This is a genomic window from Aurantimonas aggregata (genome assembly GCF_010500835.1).
Lineage (GTDB): Bacteria > Pseudomonadota > Alphaproteobacteria > Rhizobiales > Rhizobiaceae > Aurantimonas > Aurantimonas aggregata.
In genome coordinates this window covers 58,953-80,392 of sequence record NZ_JAAAMJ010000017.1, presented here as the reverse complement: position 1 = coordinate 80,392, position 21,440 = coordinate 58,953, and the positions used below count along the sequence as shown (strand labels likewise).

The following is a 21,440-nucleotide window of genomic DNA, read 5'->3' as shown; positions in this document are numbered from 1 at the left end:
CGGCTTCCCCGGATAATCGTTTGATCGACGGAGAGTTTGCGGGCACCAACAGCGTTCCGCTGGCACCGCCAGTCCGTCACGGCCGAGACCATGCCCGAGCCCATCACCATCGACGACGCGGAGGATCCGCGGATAGAGCCGTTCCGCGATGTGCGCGAGCGCGATCTCGTCGGGCGTTCCGGCTTCATCGCCGAGGGCAGCGTCGTCCTCGACCAGCTGCTGCAGGCCGGCCGCTTCAGGCCGACGGCGTTCCTGATCCTGCGGAACCGCCTGGAGGGCGTGCGCAGCCGGCTCGCCGGCTTGCCCGCCGACGTGCCGGTCTATGTCGCGGAGCAGAAGGTGTTCGATCGCATCGCGGGCTTTCCGGTCAATCGCGGCGTGCTCGCCCACGGCGCGGCGGTCGGCGTGCCGTGGTCCGTCGCGGAAATCCTGGCGCGTGCGGCTGCCACCGGCCGGCCGCTCGTCGTCGGCGTCGAGATCGCCAATCACGACAATCTCGGCGCGATCTTCCGCAATGCCGCCGCCTTCGGGGCCGCCGGCATCCTCTTGGACGAGACATCCTGCCATCCGCTCTACCGCAAGGCGCTGCGGGTCTCCGTCGGCACGGCGCTGACCCTGCCGTGGGTTCGCGGCGGGACGGGAGAGGCGCTCGTGGCGGCATGCGAGGCGGCCGGTTGCCGGCTGCTGGCGCTGTCGCCCTCGGGCGAAACCAGGCTTGCCGGCATCGGCCCGACGGCGCGCCCGGCACTCTTGCTGGGGGCGGAGGGCAGGGGCCTTCCGGCGGCGCTGATGCATCGCTGCGAGACCGTTCGAATCGAGATGCAGCCGGAGATCGACAGTCTCAACGTCGCGACGGCCGCCGCGATCGTCCTGCACGCGCTCTATTCGGCGGCGTGATCGGCGTCGTCCTTGCGCAGGCGGCGGGCTCGCTGCGCCAGCGTCGGGCGCTCGTCGCCGCCATCCTTCTGCGGATCGGCATCGAGGATCCGGTCGATCGGCGAGCCGCGGCCTTCGACTGACGCCGTTAGATGGATCACCCTTGCGGCGATGTCGCTGATGCGCTGGCGCAACCGCGCCTCGTCGAGGTCGGCTTCGTCCAGCGGGTGGGCCGGCAGGTCGAGCGCGTCACGCACCCGCTCACCGACCGTCGCGGTGGCTGTCGCTGTCACGGGCTCCGGTTCATAAGCCTCGATCGGTGCGTCGGCGGCCGGATCCGCGCCGGCAGCGGACACCACGGTCGGCGCCTTGACGTCCGCCAGCAGCGCCGGCTCGTCGAGACCTTCTTCCACCACCGCCGCGAGCCGCGCGATCTTGTCGTCGCGGTCGGCGAGTTCCGCCGTCAGGCGCGACACCCGGTCGTCGAGCTTTCGGGCGGTCGCCTTTTTCTTCTGGAAACGGGCTTCCAGCGTGCCGGCCTCGCTGCGCAGCCGCTCGATCGTCGCCTCGCGCTCGCGGTCCTGCCGGTCGGCCTGGCGAAGCTCGTCCGCGAGCCGCTCCGACTTGCTCTCCAGCGCGACGATGGCGATCTGCCGCTCGTCGGCGATCTGCGTCAGCTCACGGAACCGGGCGGCCAGCGCATCCATCTCCTCGATGCGCAGATCGAGATCGTGGCCGGTCTCGCGCAGCTCGCTCTCCAGGCGCCCGTAATCGGCGCGATGGGCTTCGAAGGTTTCGGTGAGTTCCCGCAGTTCGAGATCACGGGCCTCGATCACCGCCTCGAGTTCCCGGTTCTGCCGTTTCAGATCGGCGTTCTCCCGTGCGACGCGCCCCGCTTCCGCCCGCTCCAGCGCCGCCTTGTCGCGCATTGCCAGCGCGTCCATCTCGCGGCGCCGCGACATCAGCGCCGCTTCCGCCCGGACATGGTCGAAGCTCGCGCGGATCTCGTTGGCGCTGACCGGGATCGCGGCCTCGAACTCGCGCCGGGCGAGCCGCCTGGCGCGGCCCATCGCCAGCGGCGTCAGCAGCAGCGCAATCAGTATTGCCGACAGAAAGCCGAAGAGAAATGTCAGACCGGTCGCGATCATTGGGACCTTCGAAGGAATTGCTGCCGCGCGTGTATAGCGCAAAACGGGCGGTATTCGCCGCCCGTTCCACGCAGAAATGATGTTGGCCTGCCGCTATGCTTTGACGGCAACGCCGCCACGACGGCTCAGAACGGGTTCCAGGTCGGCATCGGCGTCACCTTCAGATAGCCGAGATTGACGCCGAGGCGAGCGCCGAGGCCGGTCTTGACCGGAACGAGGACGATGTCGTCCCGCACGAGGACGGTCATGCCGAGGCCGCCGACGAGATAGGCGCTGCCGGTGACGCCGGCGAACCGGCCGTAAATCCCCTCCACCGAGGGCAGGTTGTAGACCAGCATCATGGTGCGGGCGCCGTCGCCGCCGAAATCGAAGCCGAGCGAGGGGCCCTGCCAGAACATCCGGTGCTGGCCGGCATTCTTGGTGAACAGCGTGCCCTCGCCGAAGCGCAAGCCGCCGACGAAGGCGCCGGCCGCCTCCTCGCCGAGGATGTAGCCGTTCGGCAGGCCGTAGCGTTCGAACGCGTTCTCCACCAGCTGCGCCAGGCCGCCGGCCGTGCTGCCGAAGAACTGGTGGCCGGTGGTGACGATCTCGTCGACCGTGTAGCCCGATTGCTGCTGCTGGGCGACGGCCGGCCCCGACAGGACGAGGCCCAGCGCGACCGCGGCGAGGGCGGCGAACTGGCGGACCGTTTTCAACATGCGGTTCATGATCGGATCCTTTCAAGAACCCGGGCTGTCGGCCGGTAAGGCGGTGCCCGCGAAGCGCCCCGAGGCGCGATCTCCTCGATTTGAGCAAAACATGGTTGTCATTTGCCTAACGGCTTCCGCCGGCTGCCGGCGAGGTCGTCGCCGATCCCGCCGGAGGGTCTGCCTCGGTTGACGCCTCCGGCGCCAAAACCCATGCTCGCCACCGAAACGGCGCGGCTGATTCGCCGCGAACGACCGACGGACTCAACGGAACGGACCCGAATGACCACGCTTCCCGAGCTTTCCGCCGCAGACCTCGCGGCGCTGCTGTCCAGCCGGCTTTGCCACGACATCATCTCGCCGGTCTTCGGGATCCAGAGCGGCCTCGAGCTCCTCGACGACATGCCGAACGATCCCGAATCGATGGACTTGGTGCGCAAGTCGCTGAAGGCGGCGGTCGCCAAGCTGCAGTTCGCGCGGATCGCCTTCGGCGCGGCCGGCTCGCAGACGGCGACGATCGACCTGAACGAGGCCAAGACCGTCGCCACCGGCTACATGGACCACGAGAAGGCCTCGCTCGTCTGGGTAGGCGAGCCCGGCTATGTCGGCAAGAATTTCGTCAAGATCATCCTCAACCTCGTGGTCCTCGCCAGCTCGTCGATCAGCCGGGGCGGCGAGGTGCGGGTCGAGATCGAGAGCCTGGAGCCGCCGCGCGCCACCGTGCGGGCCAGCGGCGACCGGGTGCGGATGCAGCCCCGCCTGATCGCCCTCCTCGACGGCCAGGCTGCCGCCGACACCATGGATGCCCAGGCGATCCAGCCTTACTACACGCTGTTCCTCGCCAGGGAATCGGGCCTCGGTGTCTCGCACGAGCTTTCCGAAGGCACGGTGGTCTTCCGCGTCGCTTGACGCCGACGAGCATCTTTACCTAATCTTACCGCTGTTTCTGAACGCTACGGCAATGCCGTCGGTGTAGGGCTTGTACCGTTGCAGCCACGCCGTCGGCGGTTGCATTGCGGAGGAGCCGGTCATGCAGACCTGTCTGGTGGTGGACGATGCGCCGATCGTCCGAAAGGTCGTGTCGCGGATGCTGCCGCAGCTTGGCCTGGTCGTTGACTGCGTCGCCAGCCCGAGCGATGCGAAGGACTGGCTGGAAGAGAACGGCCTGCCGGACCTCGTCCTTGTCGCCGCTGCGGTCCTCGGCAACGACGCCCCGGATCTGGTGCGCCAGATCAAGGCGCTGCCCGGTGGCGACCGGGTGATCGTTCTCGCCGTCATCGTCGACGGCAATCTCGGCCTGATGACCCGCCTGAAGCGGGCCGGTGTCGCGGGATTCATCTACAAGCCCTTCGACCGCGCCTCGCTGCGGGCGGCGATTACGCCGTACCTCGCCGCTAAAGCGACCCCGTGGAACAGCGGCAGCGAGCCGCGTCCCGACCAGTTCCGCGTCGCGCCGTGAGTGACCGGCGACGTTCCGGCGCATCGGCACGCCGCTCGACGCCACCTGCCGGCGCGGATGCCTGAACGACGAAACCCGCCGCGGCAGGGCCGGGCGGGTCTCGATCTCGCGATGATGGCCGGATCAGGCGGCGCGGGCTTCCTCGGGCTCGCGCAGCACGTAGCCGCGGCCCCAGACCGTCTCGATGTAGTTCTTGCCCTCGGTCGCGGTGGAGAGCTTCTTGCGCAGCTTGCAGATGAAGACGTCGATGATCTTCAGCTCCGGCTCGTCCATGCCGCCGTAGAGATGATTGAGGAACATCTCCTTGGTGAGGGTCGTGCCCTTGCGCAGCGAGAGCAGCTCCAGCATGGCGTATTCCTTGCCGGTCAGGTGCACCCGCTGGCCGTTCACCTCGACCGTCTTGGCGTCGAGATTGACGGTGAGATCACCGGTATTGATGACCGACTGGGCGTGCCCTTTCGAGCGCCGGACGATGGCGTGGATGCGGGCGACCAGCTCGTCCTTGTGGAACGGCTTGGTCATGTAGTCGTCCGCGCCGAAGCCGAGACCGCGAACCTTGTCCTCGATCCCGGCCATGCCGGAGAGGATGAGGATCGGCGTCTTCACCTTCGACAGGCGCAGGGTCCGAAGCACCTCGTAGCCCGACATGTCCGGCAGGTTCAGGTCGAGGAGGATCAGGTCGTAGTCGTAGAGCTTGCCGAGATCGACGCCCTCTTCGCCAAGATCGGTCGTATAGACGTTGAAGCTCTCCGACTTCAGCATGAGCTCGATGCTCTGGGCGACCGCGCTGTCGTCTTCGATCAAAAGAACGCGCATCAGTAGATCCTCTCAGCCATCCGCGCCGAACTACGACATCCGGCAAGGCTTTCGTTTGTCTAAACTCCGGCCGAAACGTGGCAGGAAATGGTTAACAAATTATCGTGGTCCATCATGGACTTCGGGCAATTCCGCCCGCGGGCAGTTCAGGACGCGGCGCTCGGTGCACCCCGCGGCGCTTGTTCGATGCGCCAAACACGGGGAACTCGGTTTACCCAGCCTTAAATCCTCGTCCCTATGATTAACGGTGCGCGTAAACAGACGGTTAAGAGGCTTAGCCCGCGAGGCTTGCCCGAAACCCGTTTGTCGCGGTGTTCAAGCCGGTTCCGTCAAGGAGCTGTCAGCTGGGGAATCGAGTATGAAGCGGGACAATCTGGTACGACTGACGCGTTTCAAGGTCATGGAAAAACGCCGTCAGCTCGAACAGCTCGAGATGATGATGAGCGAATTTGCCCGCATGGCAGGGGAACTGGACCATCAGATCAACACCGAAGAGAAAAAGGCCGGCATCAGCGATGTCGCCCATTTCGCCTATCCGACCTTCGCCAAGGCGGCGCGGATCCGGCGGGACAATCTGAACAATTCGGTCAAGGACCTGAAGGTGCAGATCGCCGCGGCCCGTCTCGCCCTCGAGGAGGCGGATGCCGAACTGGTCAATGCCGAGAAGCTGGAGCAGCGCGACGTCGCGCGCGAGGAACTGGAACAGCGGCGCGAAGCCCTGGGCTGAGGCGCCAGCGCCTCTGAAAACCGGCCGGCCCCTGCGAACCGTCACGCGGGCGGCCGGCGCCGACTGTCGGCTGGCGCCTCTTTTGCGAGCCGCCCGATCGAACAGGCTGGCCAGCGTCGGACAGACCCGCGCATGCCGCAAAGGCACCAACAAAAAAAGCCGACGAAGTGCCGGCCTTTTTTGTTGGTGATACTCCTGTGAACTCAGTGCAGTTCGAGTCTCTTGCGATACTCCTGCAACTGGGTCGTCCGCAGCCCGGCGAGACCGTGCTGATCGATGGAAACCTGCCAGGAGAGGAACTCCTCCACCGTCAGCGTATAGCGTGAACACGCCTCGTCGAGGCTGAGCAGGCCGCCGCGCACAGCGGCAACCACCTCGGCTTTGCGGCGGATCACCCAGCGACGCGTATTCGACGGCGGCAGGTCGGCCATCGTCAGCGGACTCCCGTCGGGGCCGATGACGTATTTGACACGCGGTCTGATCTGATCGGTCATTGTACTCTCTACTACACTCAAAGACCTAATCTCAGCGTCACGTTAGCCCGACGCTTTTAAAATTCCGTCAAGCCTGTCGTAAGCTTTCGATAAGAACTTGAACGGGTTTGCATCAGGCCACTGGAGTCATTGACATCTGGTTGCCGTACCGGAGGAAAGGCGTGCGCTTTTGCATTTCGCCGTGGCTCCGCCTACATCCAGCCGATGACCGCAGCAGCGCCGCAGAGCCCGTCCATGCTGAACAGCCTCGATCTGCCGAAGCCCGCCGCCGACACGCGTGTCGTCGTCGCGATGTCCGGCGGCGTCGATTCGTCCGTCGTCGCGGCGATCCTCAAGGACGAGGGCTACGACGTCGTCGGCATCACCCTGCAGCTCTACGATGCGGGCGAGGGCGCCCGGCGGGCGGGCTCGTGCTGCGCCGGCCAGGACATCGCCGATGCCCGCCGGGTCGCCGAGACGCTCGGCATCCACCATTACGTGCTGGATTACGAGGAGCGCTTCCGCAAGGCGGTGATCGATCCCTTCGCCGCGAGCTATCTCGCCGGCGAGACGCCGATCCCCTGCGTCGCCTGCAACCAGACCGTCAAGTTCCGCGACCTTCTGGCGACGGCACGCGATCTCGGCGCCGACGCGCTGGCGACCGGCCACTACATCGACAGCCGGCAGAATGGCGGCCATCGCAGCCTCTACCGGCCGCGCGACCTCGACCGCGACCAGAGCTACTTTCTCTACGGCACGACGCAGGAGCAGCTGGACTTCCTGCGCTTTCCGCTGGGTCGCCTGACCAAGCCGGAAACAAGGGCGTTGGCCGAGCGGCATGGCCTCGCCATCGCCGCCAAGCCCGACAGCCAGGACATCTGCTTCGTCGCCAAGGGTCGCTACAGCGACGTGATTCGCCGGCTGCACCCCGATTCCGGCCGGCCAGGCGACATCGTCCATGTCGACGGAAGGCATCTCGGCCGCCATGAGGGCATTCTCGGCTACACGATCGGCCAGCGCCGCGGCCTCGGGATCGCTGCCGCCGATCCGCTCTATGTCGTCGCGATCGAAGCGGGCGAGGCACGGATCGTCGTCGGCCCGCGCGAGGCGCTGGCGACGCGCCGGCTGCGGTTGCGCGACGTCAACTGGCTGGGCCGCGCCGCCCCCGAGGCGTTCGCGGCGGGCGGCCCCGAGCTGTTCGTGAAGGTCCGCTCCACCCGCCCGCCGGCCCCGGCCCGGATCGTCGCGACGGCTTCCGGCTGGGAGGTGGAGATCCTCGGCGGCGAGGAGGGCGTCGCGCCCGGCCAGGCCTGCGTCTTCTATGCCGGCGAAGGCGAGGGCGCCGAGGTGCTGGGCGGTGGCATCATCGCCGCGACGGCGCGGGCGGGCGACACCGAAGCCCTGCCGATCGCGGCGGCCGCCCAGGCATAGCCTACCGGTTGCCGGCCCCGCGGCCGGCATCCGCCGTCGGGCCCGCCGGCCGCGCCACATCGTCGATGCGGCTTCGCCCGTCGGTCGCAATCGCGGCGAAAGCCCACGGACGGCGCAGGTCGCTTTCGCCTTTGCGGCCATCGAGCCGGTTTTGCGATCCCGCGGGCATTGACACAAAACGCCCCCCGCTCCTATATCGCGCCGACCCGCCCGGCCACGCCGCGCCGGGTCAGGCGGCGGGGTAGCTCAGCTGGTTAGAGCAGCGGAATCATAATCCGCGTGTCGGGGGTTCAAGTCCCTCTCCCGCTACCAAACCTTCCTCGTTGGATTTCGCCCGCCCCGCGCGCCGCCCGAATCCACGGGCACGCCGGAGCGCCTGCGGCCCGGCAATACCGCAGCTCTGGTGGCATGGCCCGCGGTCGCTGCTCAGCCGGCCCTTGCCTGGGCGATGGCCTGCTTCATGTCGGCGGGCGCTACCACGCCGGGGAAGAGCGCCGTTCCGACGACGTAGGCCGGCGTGCCCATCAGGCCGAAATTCTCCGCCTGGGCGCTGTTGCGCTGGAGGATGCCGTTGATCCGGTCGCTGTCGGCATCGTAGGCGGCGTTGAGCGCCGCGATCTTGAAGCCGGCCTGGCTCAGCGTCGTCTCGATCAGCTCGGGCGTCAGCCGACCGGGCGTCGCCATCAGCGCCGCCAGCGCCTTCGGGTGATGCGTACCGGCGGCGAGCGTCAGGCGCGAGGCGTAGAGCGAGGCGGGTCCGAAGATCGGCCAGTCCTTCATCACGTGGCGGATGCCGCCATCCTCACGCACCAGCCTGACGACATCGGGATGGGCCTGCTTGCAGTAGGGGCACTGGTAGTCGAAGAACTCCACGATGGTGACGTCGCCGTCCCTGTTGCCGAGCACCGGCACCTCGGGGTCGAACAGCACGGCGTCCTTCGACATCGGGTCGGGCGCGGCGGACGCGGTCCGGGCGATCAGCGGCGTCGCGCCGATCGCGAGTGTGCCGATCAGCAGGCTGCGGCGGTCGATCATGGTCATGTCAGGTCTCCTTCGGCGATGGATTGCGGCTGGCCATCCGGCTCGCGCTCGATCATGTCCGGTGTCGGCTTCCAGCGCGGCCAATCAACCTTGCGCCCGATGATGCCCTCGCCGGTGAACTCGAGGCCTGCCTGGCCGACGCCGACGCCGTAGCGCATCGCCGGGCCGTTCTCCATGACGAGATAGCGGAAATGCGCCGCCGGATCGACGACGATCATGCCCGGCGCTTCCGGGCCGGCGACGTCGAGGCTCCGGCGCTGGTTTTTCTTCGGTCAGGTGCGCCGCCGGGCTTGCCGGCATGGAATGGCCGTCGAACGCGGCATGGTGTGGGTCGCCGAAGGCCGGCCGAGCGGCATAGCCAGGCGCCGGTCGGGACATGTCCCCGACGGTCGAATACCCGCCACCATCGAAGACCGGCGATCGCCAGCCACCGACCCGGGTGGACAGCGTGTGTCATTGATGGTGTCTGGCCGGCAGATTGCGAAACGTCGGCGCGCGGCCTGCGACCCCGCGGGATCGGCCGGTCGCGCCATGCCCCGGCAGGGAGGCCTGAATGGACGAAGCTTTGAGCCAGGCGTTGCACTGGACGACGCGCGGCATCGAATTCGCCGGGATCCTGGTGATCGTCATCGGGACGATCGTCGCGGCGTTGACCTTCCTGCGGCAGAAACTGCGCGGTGACGGCGTCGGGTCGTTCCACGCATTTCGCGCAAGCCTCGGCCGCGCCATCCTGCTCGGGCTGGAGTTTCTCGTCGCGGCGGACATCATCAACACCGTCGCCATCGAGCCGACGCTGGAGAGCGTCGCGGTCCTCGGGGGCATCGTCGTGATCCGGACCTTCCTCAGCTTCGCGCTGGAGGTGGAGATCAATGGCCGCTGGCCCTGGCAGAAGAGCCAGTCGGCCGAGGAGGCTGCCCGGAGCGGCCAGTCGGGCGGCGGGTAACGGCAATGCAAGGCAACGGGCGGCGCGAGGCTACGGCGGCGTTCGGACGTCATCACCATCGTGCCGGCATCTCGATGCCAGATGCATCCTGGCAAGGCTCGGCGCGTTCGACCCCCAGTGGAAGTGCAAGGAGATACCCATGAGCTACGCCCGCTTCGGCGCCATGATCGCCACCTCGACGATCGTCATGTTCGCCCTGATGTACCTCAATACCTACGCCCTGGACCACGTGTTCTACAGCCAGACGCGGACCTGGATGGCGATCTACATGGGCGCCGTGATGGCGGTGATCATGCTGGGCTTCATGTGGTCGATGTACAGGAACAAGGCCGCGAATTTCGCCATCCTCGCGGCGGCGGTGATCGTCTTCGCCGGTTCGCTGTTCCTCCTGCGCAGCCAGGAGACGGTCGGCGACGTCGCCTACATGAAGGCGATGATCCCGCACCATTCGATCGCCATCATGACCAGCGAGCGGGCGCAAATCACCGATCCGCGCGTCCGCCAGCTCGCCGACGAGATCCTCGAAGCGCAGGTGCGCGAGATCGACGAGATGAAGCGGCTGATCGCCGATCTCGAGGCAAGCCCGCCGGCCGACGATGCGCCCGTGCTGCCGGCGCGCCCGGCAATGGCAAATGGATCGCCGCGATAGAAGCGACCGGCCGCCGCCGCAGATTTCCCGATCGCCGCGATGTCGCCGATCCTCATCGCCGCCATTTTCCGATTGATGGCGGTGTCGTTGCGCTGCAATGTGTCCCTGGTCTGGATGATGGCGCTGCACAAAGGAGCCGGTGCAACCCAGCCGGCGTGATCAAGCACAGCAGGGACCCATGTGAATGAGTGAAACCGGTGGTCTCAATGCGGATGCGGACGGCCCCGCACCGCGGCTACTGGACAGAGACGCAAAGGCGCGGGCCGAAACGGGCCAGCATCAGTCCAGGCAGGCCTTTCTCCTCGACTTCAGCGACTGCCTGCGCGAAATCGCCGCACCGCGCGCCGTCATGGCGGCCGCTGCCGGGCTGCTGGGCCGGTATCTCGGCGCGAGCCGCGCCGGCTACTCCGAGCTCGAGACGGATGGCGTCCATTTCCACATCGAGGATGACTGGCGGGCAGATGGCGTAGGCTCCATAGCCGGCCGGCACCATCTGGAAAGCTACAGCCCCGAGTTTGCCGGCGTCCTTCGCCTCGGCCAGGCCGTCGTCGTCGAGGATTTCGACACCGACCCCCGGACCGCCGGAAAACCGCCGGCGGCCGCGCACGCAGCCCTCGGGATCCGCGCGCAGCTTGCCGTGCCGCTGGTCAAGACGGGACGGCTGATCGCGCTGCTGTTCGTGCACGACGCCATGCCTCGACCCTGGAGCGAGGCGGACGTGGCGCTGGTTCGCGAAATCGCCGAACGCACCTGGGCGGCGGTCGAACGAGCCCGTGCCGAGGAAGCCCTGCGCGTCAGCGAGGCGCGGTTCCGCACCGCCCTCGAGATCGGGACGGTCGGCGCGATCTATTTCGACATGGATGGCAAGCTTACCGATGCCAACGATGCCTTTCTCCAGATGGGCGGCTACAGCCGCGCGAATCTGGAGGCAGGACAGCTCAACTGGCAGACCCTGACGCCACCGGAGTGGATGGCGGACTCCGAGCGGGCCTTCGCCGAACTGACGACGAAAGGCCAGACCCGGCCTTACGAAAAGCAGTATATCCGGGCGGATGGATCGCGCTGGTGGGCGCTGTTCGCTGCCAAGTTGCTGCCCGATGGCACCGGCTTCGAGTTCGTGCTCGACATTACCGACCGCAAGCAGACCGAGGAGCGCCTGAACGACACGACGCGACGGCTGAACGCGGTGCTGAACAACGCCTCCGTCGCCGTCTTCGTCATGGATGAGCGCCAGCACTGCATCTACATGAACCCGGCCGCCGAGGCGCTGACCGGCTATTCGCTGGACGAGACGCGCGGTCGGCCGCTGCACGACGTGGTGCACCACACGCATCCCGACGGGCGCCCCTTCCCGATCGAGGAATGCGTGATCGACCGCGCCTTCCCGGAGAACAACAACATGCAGGGGGAGGAGGTGTTCGTCCACAAGGACGGCAGCTTCTATCCCATCGCCTTCACCGCCAGCCCGATCCGCGACGAGGCCTCCAAGACGATCGGCACCATCGTCGAGGTGCGCGACATCTCCAGCGAGAAGGCGGCCAAGGAACGCCAGGCGCTGCTGATCGGCGAGCTGCATCACCGGGTGAAGAACACCCTCGCCACCGTCCAGTCGGTCATGAACTTCACCCTGCGCACCTCCGACAGCATGGAGTCGTTCCAGGAGGGCATGACCAACCGGATCACCTCGCTCGCCCGCAGCCACACGCTGCTGACGGACAATGAATGGGCCGGCGCCGACCTGGAAAAGATCGTCCGCGCCGAGCTCGAGCCCTATGACGACGGCAAGCGGCTGACGCTCGACGGGGTGAATTTCCACCTTCCCGTGGATGTCGCCGTGCCGCTCGCGATGGCGGTGCACGAGCTGACCACCAACGCCGTCAAATACGGCGCCCTGTCGGTCCCGGGAGGACGACTGAGGGTCAGCTGGAAGAAGGAGCCGGCGGAAGGCGGCAGCACGCTCTGTCACCAGTGGGCCGAGAGCAACGGTCCGCCCGTCACGCCGCCGACAAGGCGCGGCTTCGGCTCGACCCTGCTGGAGCGCCTCCTGGGCGGGCAGCTCGACGGCACCGTTGCGGTGGCCTATCCGCCCGAGGGTGTGCGAGTGCGCATCGAGGCGCTGATCGCCGGCGCCTGAGGGTCGATGGCCAGGATCCGTAACCTCATCCTCGTCCTCGGGGACCAGCTGACGCCGACACTGACGAGCCTTGCCGCCGGCGATCCGGCGCGGGACCGCGTGCTGATGGCCGAGCTTCACGACGAGGCGACCTATGTGCGCCACCACAAGAAGAAGATCGCCTTCCTCTTCTCGGCCATGCGCCACTTCGCCGAGGAACTGCGCGGCGCCGGCTGGACGGTCGACTACGTCACGCTCGACGCGCCCGGCAACCGCGGCAGCTTCAGCGGGCAGGTCGCCGAGGCCGTGGCCGAACACCAGCCGGAGCGGATCGTCGTCACCGAGGCGGGCGAGTGGCGGGTGGCGCAGATGCTGGAAGGGTGGAAAGCGCAGTTTTCCGTGCCCGTCGACATCCTGCCGGACGACCGCTTCCTCTGCTCCCCTGCCGACTTCGCCGCCTGGGCCGAAAGCCGCAAGCAGCTGCGCATGGAGTATTTCTACCGCGACATGCGCCGCAGGACCGGGCTGTTGATGGACGGCGACCAGCCGGCCGGCGGCCAGTGGAACTTCGATGCGGAGAACCGCAAGCCCGCCGATATCGACCTCTTCATGCCGCAGCCGAAGACCCATGCGCCCGACGCCATCAGCGAGGACGTGCTCGCGCTCGTCGCGGCGCGCTTCGGCAACCATTTCGGCGACCTGCTGCCCTTCCGCTATGCGGTCACCCGCGCCGACGCCGAGGCGGCCGTCGATGCCTTCGTGACGGAGGCGCTGCCGAATTTCGGCGACTACCAGGACGCGATGCTGACGGGCCAGCCGTTCCTCTACCACGCCGTCATCGCACAATATCTGAACTGCGGGCTGCTCGACCCGCTCCGCGTCTGCCGGCAGGTGGAAGCCGCCTTCCGCGCCGGCACCGTCCCGCTGAACGCCGCCGAGGGCTTCATCCGCCAGATCATCGGCTGGCGCGAATATGTCCGCGGCATCTACTGGCTGAAGATGCCGGGCTACGAGAACAGAAACCATTTCGGCCACACGAGGCCGCTGCCGGACTTCTACTGGACGGCCGAGACCGACATGGCCTGCGTCAGGGCGGCGGTCATGCAGACAAAAGAGCTGGCCTACGCCCATCACATCCAGCGGTTGATGGTCACCGGCAATTTCGCGCTGCTGGCGGGGATCGATCCGCACGAACTGCACGAATGGTATCTCACCGTTTATGCCGACGCCTATGAATGGGTGGAGCTGCCCAACACTGTCGGCATGAGCCAGTTCGCCGATGGCGGCCTGCTCGCCTCCAAGCCCTATGCGGCGAGCGGCGCCTACATCAACCGCATGTCCGACTATTGCGGGCCCTGCCGCTACGACGTGAAGCAGCGGACGGGCCCCGATGCCTGCCCGTTCAACGCGCTCTACTGGGACTTCATCGCAAGGCACCGCGAGAAAATCCGGCACAATCCCCGCATGGCGCAGATGGTCCGCACCTTCGAGAAATTCGCCCCCGACGAGCAGCATCGGATCGCGGCCAGCGCCGCAACCTTCCTGGCCGGCCTTTGACCAGCAAGCGCTTCACCAAATCGACCCTGCCGCAGAAGACCTGCGCCGCCTGCGGCCGGCCGTTCGCCTGGCGCCGGAAATGGGCCCGCGACTGGGACCAGGTGAGGACCTGTTCCGAACGCTGCAAGGGCGATCTGCGGCGCAAGAACGCCGCCGCACGGCCGGCCCCTTCGGCTTGACCCACGCCGCTCTCGCGCCTGAATCGCGTCGCCGAGGGCGCCGCGTTGGCTCGCTAGAGCGCGTCCGCCGCCCGGACGACGGCGATGAAGAGGTCGCCGTATTTGGCGAGCTTGGCCTCGCCGACGCCGGAGATCGCCGCCATTTCCTCGGTGTCGGTGGGCCGGGCTTCCGCCATGGCGCGCAGCGTCGCGTCGTTGAAGATCATGTAGGGCGGCAGGCCCTGCGCCTTGGCGAGGCGGAGCCGTTCGCGCCGCAGCATCTCGAACAAGGCGCCGTCGGCGTCCGACAGGCCCTCGACCGCGCCCGAGGTGCCGCGGAAGCGCGTCGCCTTGCTGTCGCGGTCCTTGCGGAAGGTGAGCTTGCGCTCCCCCCGGAACACCGCGCGGGCGCCTTCCTGCAGCTTCAGCACGCCGTAGCTGTCGGCATCGACGGCCAGCAGCCCGATGGCGGTGAGCTGGCGGGTGACCGACTGCCAGATCCGCGGCGCGACGTCCTTGCCCTGGCCGAAGATCGGGATCTGGTCGTGCCCGGCCTTCTTCACCTTGTCGGTTGCCTTGCCGGTGAGGACGTCGATGACGTGGCCGGCGCCGTAGCGCTGGTCGGTGCGGTAGACCGCGGCGAGCAGCTTGATGGCGGCGTCGGTGGCGTCATAGGTCTCGACCGGGGAGAGGCAGGTGTCGCAATTGCCGCAGCCGCCGGGATGGCTCTCGCCGAAATGGGCGAGCAGCGCCGCGCGGCGGCAGTCGGCGGTCTCGCAGATCGCCAGGAGTGCGCTGAGCTTGGCATGGCCGTTGCGCTTCACCGCCTCGTCAGCCTCGCCCTCGTCGATCATTCGCCGGCGCTGCACGACGTCCTGCATGCCGTAGGCCATCCACGCCTCGGCCGACTGGCGGTCGCGGCCGGCGCGGCCGGTCTCCTGGTAGTAGGCCTCCACCGAGGAAGGCATGTCCATGTGCGCGACGAAGCGCACGTCCGGCTTGTCGATGCCCATGCCGAAGGCGACGGTCGCCACCAGCACGAGGCTGTCCTCCTGCAGGAAGGCGTCCTGGTTGGCGGCCTTCACATGGTGCGGCATGCCGGCATGGTAGGGCAGGGCGCGGATGCCCTGCTCGTTGAGCCAGGAGGCCGTCTCCTCGACCTTGCGGCGCGACAGGCAGTAGACGATGCCGCTGTCGCCCTTGTGGCCGGAGAGGAAGGCGAGCAGCTGCTTCTTCGGGTTGTCGCGCTCGACGATCGAATAGCGGATGTTGGGCCTGTCGAAGGAGGTCATGAACACCGGCGCCTCGCCGAGCCGCAGTCGCTCGGCGATGTCGGCGCGCGTCGTCGGGTCGGCCGTCGCCGTCAGCGCGATGCGCGGCACGCCCGGATAGTCGTCGGCGAGCGTCTCGAGCTCGCGGTATTCCGGCCGGAAGTCGTGGCCCCAGGAGCTGACGCAATGGGCCTCGTCGATGGCGATCAGCGACAGCTTCACGCGCGACAGCGTGTTCTTGAAGCCGCCCATCACCATCCGCTCGGGCGTGACGTAGAGCAGCTGCAATTCGCCCGCGAGCAGCGCCCGGCGAACCTCCGTCCGCTCCTCCTCGCTCATCGACGAATTGATCGCCGCGGCGCTGACGCCGGCCTGCCGGAGTGCCTCGACCTGGTCGCGCATCAGCGCGATCAGCGGCGAGACGACGATCGCCGTGCCGGGGCGGCAGAGCGCCGGCACCTGGTAGCAGACCGACTTGCCTTCGCCGGTGGGAAACAGCACCAGCGCGTCGCCGCCTTTCACCAGCTGGTCGACGACGGCGGCCTGCTTGCCGCGGAAATCCGCATGGCCGAACACTGTCTTCAGCGCCTCGCGCGGATCCTTGAAGACGGCCTTCGTCGGCGAGGGGGCGACGGGCGCGAATTCCTCGTCGGCGAACGGCCGCTGGTCGGATGTCGGCTCGAATTCCTCGGTGGCGTGGACGGGTCTTGGCATGTGATTCTCCTCGCAAGCCGCAGCTTCCGCATTACGGCGCCCGTCGCAAGGCGAGGGTGGCTTGCCCGTCTGGTGGCGCAACCGCGCGCCGGTTTCAAGGCTGGCGGTTCCTGGGGCCAGTGGCCCAGCCTCGGCAGACGCTCCGCGCGCAGGGCTCGAACGTTCGGACCAGCCAGCCTCGGGCGCTCAGTCGCTGGGAAACAGGATGACGCAGGCGCCCGGCGCGAGACCCTTCAGCACCGCCGCCGTCTCCGCGTCACGGTGGCCGATCTCGATCATCCGCAGGGCGGTCCGTCTTCACCTGGCGCTCGGCCCGCTGCAGCGTCGCCTGCCTCAATCGGGTATCGGCGCCGCCGGCCGGGGTGGAGCCAGGGTCGCGAGCACCTGGGTGATCAGGCCGTTTTTGGTCTGCGTGACACGCAGCTCGCGATACCAGTTGACGAGGTCGCCCCAGGGCGCGTTGACCTGGGCGAGGCCCGAGATGAACGCCACGACGGTGCCGATTTCGGTTTCGCCGCGCGACACGAAATAGCCGCCAACCCCCAGCACGGCGGCGACACCCAGATGGTGGAACAGGTTCATCGCGAAGTTCATCGAGTATTTGAGTTTGAAGATGCCCATGTTCAGCGCGAACACGGCACCGATCTCGCGGTCGTACAGACGCTCGGCCTGCCTGGCATCGACCGGCGCGTCGATGATCTCGATGCTGAGGGTGCGCAGCGTCGCGATGCGCTGGCCGACGCGCCGGTTGATGGCATTCTGCATGAGCGGGACGAAGATGATCTGCGGCGAGAAGACCGCCACCGCCACGATCGCCATCAGCGGATTGAGGTAGGTCAGGTAACCGAACACGCTGAGGAGGATGCCGCCCTGCAGCAGCGGCTCAGAGATGCTGACGCCGACGAAGCTGCCGATCGGCTCGGCCTCGCTGAGGACCAGCGATACCTCCACCCCCGGCGGCAGCGGCCGGCGCGCACCGTGGCGGAAATGCCCGATGTCGCCGAGGATGGCGGCCCGGAGCCAGCGCACGGCGCTCTCGCTGGTTCGCCCGCGATAGATGTTCATGCCGAGCTTCAGGAGGCCGAGAATGAGCGCCAGCAGGGCGTAGAAGGCGGCCAGCCACGCGATGGACCGCCAGTCGGCACCGTCCGTCGCGTCGTTGACGATCCGGCGCTGCAACTCCAGCGGCAGGATGTTCACGAGGAACACCGCGACGGAAAGGAGCACGAGCAGGATCTGCTCGCGCCAGCCGCTGTGGAAGATGAGGCCGGACAGCTTCGGCGGAACGGCCAGCGTGGCCGGCTGGTCGGGTCCACCCGGCGGCGCGGTCGCAGCCCCGCGCGTGCCGCGCTCTTTCGGGCCGGCGGTCGGCGGCAGAAGCCGCAAGGCGACTGGCCAGAGTGATGTACGCACTGACGGCTCCGCTTACCGGCGACGGTATCCTGTGCTTCCTCTGTGCAGGGCCGCCGGGCGCCGGCTCATTGATCCGGATCAACCCGGCCGATTGAATCAGTCTTTACGAGCGATACGATGCCGCGGGAGTCGCGACGGCGGCGAGAGCATCGACGCCGGACCACTTGTCCGAAGCATTCGGGAGTCAACTTGTACTTTCTCGCGCTCGCCACCGACTACGACGGCACCCTGGCGCATGACGGGGTGGTGATGGCGGAGACCTGCCGCTCCCTCGCGCGACTAAAGGCGTCGGGCCGGCGGCTGATCCTCGTGACCGGCCGCGAACTTCCCGATCTCGTCAGGATCTTTCCCGAGACCGCGATGTTCGACCGGGTCGTCGCGGAGAACGGTGCGCTCCTCTTTGACCCCGAGACCGGCCTGGAGCAGCTGCTGGCGCCGCCGCCGCCGGCCCGCTTCGTGCAGAGGCTCCGCGAGCTCGGCGTCGGGCCGATCTCCGTCGGACGCGGCATCGTCGCGACCTGGGAGCCGCACCAGGGCGTCGTCCTGCAGGCCATTCGCGAGCTCGGCCTGGAGCTGCAGATCGTCTTCAACAAGGGCGCGATCATGATCCTGCCTGCCGGGATCAACAAGGCTTCCGGGCTCCGGGCCGCGCTGCGGGAACTGGATATCTCCAGACACAACGTCGTCGCCGTCGGCGATGCCGAGAACGACCATGCGCTGCTCGCGGCGAGTGGCTGCGGCGCCGCTGTCGCCAATGCCGTTGCGTCGGTCAAGGAGGAGGCGGACGTCGTTCTGGCCGCCGATCATGGCGCCGGCGTCGTCGAGCTGATCGACCGCATCCTGGCAGAGGACGCAGCCATCGCGCCGCCCGGCCGCCGCGGGATCCGGATCGGCAGCGATCGTCAAGGGAGCGAGGTCGTCATCGCGCCGGCCTGCGGCGGCGTCCTGATCACCGGCCGCTCGGGCAGCGGCAAGTCATGCCTCGCCACGGCGCTCACCGAGAGAATGGCGGAACGGCAATTCGAGTTCTGCGTGATCGATCCCGAGGGCGACTATATCGACCTGGAGCACGCCGTGTTCATAGGCACGCTGCGCGCGCCGCCCCCGGCGGCGGAGGCGCTGAAGCTGCTGCGCGACGATGCGGTCAATCTCGTCGTCAACACCCAGGCGCTGCCGCTATGCGAACGGCGGTCGCTCGTTGTGGCGATGCTCGCACAGATCGCGCGCCTGCGCGCGCGTACCGGCCGCCCGCATTGGCTGCTGATCGACGAGGCCCACCAGGTGCTGCCGGCCGGCACCGACGAGGACGGCCCCGGCGAATCGTTCGACACCGCGGCGTCCGTCCTCGTCACGGCCTACCCTGAAGCCGTTTCTCCCAGAGTCATGCAGAGTATCCAGGCCGTCCTCCTTGTCGGGGGCCACGACAGCGACATGATGGCAGGCCTGGCAAGGGCGCTGGGGGTGCCGGTGCCGGAGGGGATCCCGGCCTGCGGACCGGATGAGGTACTGTTCTGGCAGCCGCGTTCGGCCGAGCCGGCCGCGTGTATCGAGGTCGTGTCACCGGTCCAGGTGCATCGCCGCCACCGCGGCAAATACGCCGTGGGAGACGTCGGCGCAGACCGCAGCTTCTACTTCCGCGGTTCGCTCGAAGCGATGAACCAGCCGGCCCGAAACCTCTATCGCTTCGTCGATATCGCGGCCGAGGTGGATGACCCCGTCTGGGAGCATCATCTGCGGGCCGGAGACTATTCCGCCTGGTTCCGCCACGTGATCCGCGACGAGGATCTGGCCCTCGAGGCAAAACGCGTCGAGGAGGACCGGACGCTGGCACCACAGGAGAGCCGCCGCCGCATCCGCAAGGCGATCTGGCGGCGCTACGCCGCCCCCGCCGACTGAGGCGCCGGGCGCTTCGTCTGTTCAGTAAAAGCAACGCTAGTAGGTCGGCGGCGAGATGGCGCTGACGATCTCGGCGGGTTCGTCGCCGGTGTTGCGGAAACGGTGCCGTTCCCGGCTGTCGAAATAGTAGCCGTCCCCGGTCTGCAGCGTTCGCGTCGCGCCGCCGACGGTCAACTCCACCGAGCCGGCGATGACCATGCCGCCCTCGTGCGCGGGATGCGCGAAGGCCTCGCCCGTATCGGCGCCGGGAACGTAGCGTTCGTGCAGGATCAGGATGTCCCGGTTCGGGTGGTTCACCCCGATCATCCGGTAGGAAATGCTCTTGGGGTTGCCGATCTCGACCAGATCGGCGGACTGGTAGAACGGCGAATAGCCGACCGTCGATTCGAGGCTGGCGAAGAAGCCGTTCAGGGTGGAGCCGAGGACGTCGAGGATCGCGCCGATCGTGTTGACGGACGGGCTCATCCTGTCGCGCTCGATCAGGCTGATGGTCGATGGCGACAGGCCCGAACGACTGGCGACCTCGCGGACCGTCAGGTCGCGGCGGCGACGCAGCTCCAGCAGTTTCGCCCCGATCTTCGGCATATGCTTCCTCCCGATCTGGTCGCATGGCAGGAAGTCCGGCCTGTCCAGGCGCGTATTCCATGCAGAATAATCAACGGCCGGCCCGACGCCATGGCACGGCGGCCGGCTTTCCGCAATTCTGACGCCCACTTCCTCGCTCGATGGGCAGCAGAATGACCAGGCTCGATCCGGTTTTCGCCGACAAGATCACTTTCGTCAAAGCCGTGCAGCGCGATGCCGTGTCGGACACGGCCTCGATCGAGGCGCTGGTGAAGACGATCCTCGGCAATGTCCGTGAACGCGGCGATGCAGCGGTCCGCGACTACGCCAGGGAGTTCGACGGCTCGGACCTGCAGGAATTCGAGGTAACGCAGGAACAGCGACAGGCAGCCCTCGCGGCCCTCGACCCGCAGACGCGCGCCGACACGGAATTTGCCATCGAGCGCGTCCGGGCCTTTGCCGAAGCCCAGCTGGCGACGATCCTGCCGCTCGAATCCGAGCCGCTGCCGGGGCTGCATCTCGGCCACCGGGTCATCCCGATCCGGCGCATCGGCGCCTATGTCCCCGGCGGGCGTTACCCGCTGCTGTCCGCGCCCGTGATGACGATCGTGCCGGCCAGGGTCGCCGGCTGCGAGGAGGTGATCGCCTGCCTGCCGCCGACCGCCCATCCGGCGATGATCGCCGGCTGCCATCTCGCCGGCGCGGACCGGATCTTCCTCGTCGGCGGGGCGCAGGCGATCGCTGCGATGGCGTTCGGCACCGAGACCATCCCCGCCGTCGACAAGATCGTCGGACCCGGCAACGCCTTCGTCAACGAGGCCAAGCGCCAGGTCTTCGGTCCGGTCGGGATCGATCAGCTGGCCGGGCCGAGCGAGATCTTCACCGTGGCCGACCATACCGGCGATCCGGAGATGATCGCCACCGACATGCTGGCCCAAGCCGAGCACGACATCCGCACGCGAGTCGGGCTGATCACCACCGATCGCGCGCTCGCCGAGGCGACGCTGGAAGCCGTCGAGCGCCAGCTCCTCGACCTGTCCACCGCCAACGTGGCAGGGCCGGCCTGGCGCGACTACGGCGAGATCGCGGTCTGCGCCGACGAGGCGACGATGATTGCCTATTCGGATTTCATCGCCGCCGAGCACCTGCAGGTGCACACCGCCGACCCTCAGGCGACCGCCGCCAGGCTGCGCAATTACGGCTCGCTGTTCATCGGGCCCTTGGCGAGCGTCGTCTATTCCGACAAATGCTGTGGCACCAACCACACGCTGCCGACGATGGCCGCCGGCCGCTACACGGGCGGGCTCTGGGTGGGCTCTTTCGTCAAGATCTGCACCCACCAGTGGCTGGACGAGCGCGGCGTCGCGGCCGTCGCGCCCCCGGCGGTGCGCCAGAGCGCGGCCGAGGGCCTCGAAGGCCACCGCCGCGCCGCGGCCTTCCGGCAGCGGTGACCCGGCGGGGGCGGCCTGGCGACGGCGGGTCGCCTGCCGCGCAAGAACCAGTAA

The 21,440-nt window shown here is 67.7% G+C and carries 20 protein-coding genes, 1 tRNA gene and 1 pseudogene; 13 read left to right on the top strand and 9 right to left on the bottom strand.

The window, feature by feature from the left end; all coding sequences use genetic code 11:
* Positions 1 to 36: 36 nt before the first annotated feature.
* Positions 37 to 897, top strand: coding sequence for a TrmH family RNA methyltransferase (locus tag GTW51_RS17980; protein WP_343034054.1), 861 nt, complete (start codon positions 37 to 39; stop codon positions 895 to 897).
* On the opposite strand, the gene GTW51_RS17975 is transcribed toward GTW51_RS17980, so the two are convergent.
* Positions 882 to 2,024, bottom strand: a complete 1,143-nt coding sequence (locus GTW51_RS17975; protein WP_163045438.1) for a coiled-coil domain-containing protein — start codon at positions 2,022 to 2,024, stop codon at positions 882 to 884. The genes GTW51_RS17980 and GTW51_RS17975 overlap by 16 nt on opposite strands.
* 125 nt (positions 2,025 to 2,149) lie before the next feature.
* A complete protein-coding gene (locus tag GTW51_RS17970) occupies positions 2,150 to 2,731 on the bottom strand; it encodes a DUF1134 domain-containing protein (protein WP_163045437.1) in 582 nt (193 codons plus the stop codon).
* A gap of 261 nt (positions 2,732 to 2,992) precedes the next feature.
* Between GTW51_RS17970 and chpT the strand changes: the two genes are divergently transcribed.
* Positions 2,993 to 3,619 carry a histidine phosphotransferase ChpT gene (gene chpT, locus GTW51_RS17965; RefSeq protein ID WP_163045436.1) on the top strand — a complete coding sequence of 209 codons (627 nt, stop codon included), beginning with the start codon at positions 2,993 to 2,995 and terminating at the stop codon, positions 3,617 to 3,619.
* A 121-nt stretch (positions 3,620 to 3,740) separates the two neighbouring features.
* A complete protein-coding gene (locus tag GTW51_RS17960; RefSeq protein ID WP_163045435.1) occupies positions 3,741 to 4,169 on the top strand; it encodes a response regulator in 429 nt (142 codons plus the stop codon).
* Between the two features lie 123 nt (positions 4,170 to 4,292).
* On the opposite strand, the gene ctrA is transcribed toward GTW51_RS17960, so the two are convergent.
* On the bottom strand, positions 4,293 to 4,985 hold the full coding sequence (gene ctrA / locus GTW51_RS17955; RefSeq protein ID WP_163045434.1) for a response regulator transcription factor CtrA: 693 nt from the start codon (positions 4,983 to 4,985) through the stop codon (positions 4,293 to 4,295).
* A 358-nt stretch (positions 4,986 to 5,343) separates the two neighbouring features.
* Between ctrA and GTW51_RS17950 the strand changes: the two genes are divergently transcribed.
* A complete protein-coding gene (locus GTW51_RS17950; protein ID WP_163045433.1) occupies positions 5,344 to 5,712 on the top strand; it encodes a flagellar export protein FliJ in 369 nt (122 codons plus the stop codon).
* Between the two features lie 203 nt (positions 5,713 to 5,915).
* Here the strand turns inward: GTW51_RS17950 and sciP are convergent, their stop codons facing one another.
* The gene (sciP, locus tag GTW51_RS17945) at positions 5,916 to 6,206 is read right to left on the bottom strand and encodes a CtrA inhibitor SciP (protein ID WP_163045432.1); all 291 of its coding nucleotides are present in this window, start codon (positions 6,204 to 6,206) and stop codon (positions 5,916 to 5,918) included.
* A gap of 237 nt (positions 6,207 to 6,443) precedes the next feature.
* Here sciP and mnmA point away from each other — a divergent pair, with 237 nt between their 5' ends.
* Entirely contained in the window at positions 6,444 to 7,616 is a 1,173-nt protein-coding gene (gene mnmA, locus GTW51_RS17940) for a tRNA 2-thiouridine(34) synthase MnmA (RefSeq protein ID WP_163045455.1), read from the top strand.
* A gap of 235 nt (positions 7,617 to 7,851) precedes the next feature.
* Positions 7,852 to 7,928 (top strand) — tRNA-Met (locus GTW51_RS17935).
* Between the two features lie 114 nt (positions 7,929 to 8,042).
* On the opposite strand, the gene GTW51_RS17930 is transcribed toward GTW51_RS17935, so the two are convergent.
* Complete coding sequence (locus tag GTW51_RS17930; RefSeq protein ID WP_163045454.1) at positions 8,043 to 8,651, bottom strand: DsbA family protein; 609 nt, start codon at positions 8,649 to 8,651, stop codon at positions 8,043 to 8,045.
* Positions 8,652 to 8,695: 44 nt separating this feature from the next.
* A pseudogene (locus GTW51_RS17925) lies at positions 8,696 to 8,887 on the bottom strand (L,D-transpeptidase); the annotation flags it as partial.
* Between the two features lie 323 nt (positions 8,888 to 9,210).
* Here GTW51_RS17925 and GTW51_RS17920 point away from each other — a divergent pair.
* From GTW51_RS17920 to GTW51_RS17900, 5 genes are all read left to right on the top strand, one after another.
* Positions 9,211 to 9,600: a DUF1622 domain-containing protein gene (locus tag GTW51_RS17920; protein WP_163045430.1), complete on the top strand. Its 390-nt coding sequence runs from the start codon at positions 9,211 to 9,213 to the stop codon at positions 9,598 to 9,600.
* Between the two features lie 139 nt (positions 9,601 to 9,739).
* Complete coding sequence (locus tag GTW51_RS17915) at positions 9,740 to 10,249, top strand: DUF305 domain-containing protein (protein ID WP_163045429.1); 510 nt, start codon at positions 9,740 to 9,742, stop codon at positions 10,247 to 10,249.
* A 184-nt stretch (positions 10,250 to 10,433) separates the two neighbouring features.
* Positions 10,434 to 12,383, top strand: coding sequence for a PAS domain S-box protein (locus GTW51_RS17910; protein WP_163045428.1), 1,950 nt, complete (start codon positions 10,434 to 10,436; stop codon positions 12,381 to 12,383).
* A gap of 6 nt (positions 12,384 to 12,389) precedes the next feature.
* Positions 12,390 to 13,919, top strand: a complete 1,530-nt coding sequence (locus tag GTW51_RS17905; protein WP_163045427.1) for a cryptochrome/photolyase family protein — start codon at positions 12,390 to 12,392, stop codon at positions 13,917 to 13,919.
* Positions 13,916 to 14,098 carry a DUF2256 domain-containing protein gene (locus GTW51_RS17900; RefSeq protein WP_163045426.1) on the top strand — a complete coding sequence of 61 codons (183 nt, stop codon included), beginning with the start codon at positions 13,916 to 13,918 and terminating at the stop codon, positions 14,096 to 14,098. The genes GTW51_RS17905 and GTW51_RS17900 overlap by 4 nt, the downstream gene beginning before the upstream one ends.
* Before the next feature lie 53 nt (positions 14,099 to 14,151).
* On the opposite strand, the gene recQ is transcribed toward GTW51_RS17900, so the two are convergent.
* Positions 14,152 to 16,062: a DNA helicase RecQ gene (recQ, locus tag GTW51_RS17895; protein WP_163045425.1), complete on the bottom strand. Its 1,911-nt coding sequence runs from the start codon at positions 16,060 to 16,062 to the stop codon at positions 14,152 to 14,154.
* Between the two features lie 333 nt (positions 16,063 to 16,395).
* A complete protein-coding gene (locus tag GTW51_RS17890) occupies positions 16,396 to 17,475 on the bottom strand; it encodes an ABC transporter transmembrane domain-containing protein (protein ID WP_343034053.1) in 1,080 nt (359 codons plus the stop codon).
* Between the two features lie 189 nt (positions 17,476 to 17,664).
* On the opposite strand from GTW51_RS17890, the gene GTW51_RS17885 reads away from it, so the two are divergent.
* Positions 17,665 to 19,371, top strand: a complete 1,707-nt coding sequence (locus GTW51_RS17885; protein ID WP_163045424.1) for an HAD-IIB family hydrolase — start codon at positions 17,665 to 17,667, stop codon at positions 19,369 to 19,371.
* A gap of 36 nt (positions 19,372 to 19,407) precedes the next feature.
* Here GTW51_RS17885 and GTW51_RS17880 read toward each other — a convergent pair whose 3' ends face one another.
* Positions 19,408 to 19,956 carry a cupin domain-containing protein gene (locus GTW51_RS17880; RefSeq protein ID WP_163045423.1) on the bottom strand — a complete coding sequence of 183 codons (549 nt, stop codon included), beginning with the start codon at positions 19,954 to 19,956 and terminating at the stop codon, positions 19,408 to 19,410.
* Between the two features lie 152 nt (positions 19,957 to 20,108).
* On the opposite strand from GTW51_RS17880, the gene hisD reads away from it, so the two are divergent.
* Positions 20,109 to 21,386, top strand: coding sequence for a histidinol dehydrogenase (hisD, locus tag GTW51_RS17875; RefSeq protein ID WP_163045422.1), 1,278 nt, complete (start codon positions 20,109 to 20,111; stop codon positions 21,384 to 21,386).
* The last annotated feature ends 54 nt before the right edge of the window (positions 21,387 to 21,440 follow it).

Coding starts and splice junctions, on each gene's coding strand:
- GTW51_RS17975 (WP_163045438.1), bottom strand. CDS start 2,024: ATGATCGCGACCGGTCTGACATTTCTCTTCGGCTTTCTGTCGGCAATA.
- GTW51_RS17970 (WP_163045437.1), bottom strand. CDS start 2,731: ATGAACCGCATGTTGAAAACGGTCCGCCAGTTCGCCGCCCTCGCCGCG.
- chpT (WP_163045436.1), top strand. CDS start 2,993: ATGACCACGCTTCCCGAGCTTTCCGCCGCAGACCTCGCGGCGCTGCTG.
- GTW51_RS17960 (WP_163045435.1), top strand. CDS start 3,741: ATGCAGACCTGTCTGGTGGTGGACGATGCGCCGATCGTCCGAAAGGTC.
- ctrA (WP_163045434.1), bottom strand. CDS start 4,985: ATGCGCGTTCTTTTGATCGAAGACGACAGCGCGGTCGCCCAGAGCATC.
- GTW51_RS17950 (WP_163045433.1), top strand. CDS start 5,344: ATGAAGCGGGACAATCTGGTACGACTGACGCGTTTCAAGGTCATGGAA.
- sciP (WP_163045432.1), bottom strand. CDS start 6,206: ATGACCGATCAGATCAGACCGCGTGTCAAATACGTCATCGGCCCCGAC.
- GTW51_RS17930 (WP_163045454.1), bottom strand. CDS start 8,651: ATGATCGACCGCCGCAGCCTGCTGATCGGCACACTCGCGATCGGCGCG.
- GTW51_RS17920 (WP_163045430.1), top strand. CDS start 9,211: ATGGACGAAGCTTTGAGCCAGGCGTTGCACTGGACGACGCGCGGCATC.
- GTW51_RS17915 (WP_163045429.1), top strand. CDS start 9,740: ATGAGCTACGCCCGCTTCGGCGCCATGATCGCCACCTCGACGATCGTC.
- GTW51_RS17910 (WP_163045428.1), top strand. CDS start 10,434: ATGAGTGAAACCGGTGGTCTCAATGCGGATGCGGACGGCCCCGCACCG.
- GTW51_RS17905 (WP_163045427.1), top strand. CDS start 12,390: ATGGCCAGGATCCGTAACCTCATCCTCGTCCTCGGGGACCAGCTGACG.
- recQ (WP_163045425.1), bottom strand. CDS start 16,062: ATGCCAAGACCCGTCCACGCCACCGAGGAATTCGAGCCGACATCCGAC.
- GTW51_RS17880 (WP_163045423.1), bottom strand. CDS start 19,956: ATGCCGAAGATCGGGGCGAAACTGCTGGAGCTGCGTCGCCGCCGCGAC.
- hisD (WP_163045422.1), top strand. CDS start 20,109: ATGACCAGGCTCGATCCGGTTTTCGCCGACAAGATCACTTTCGTCAAA.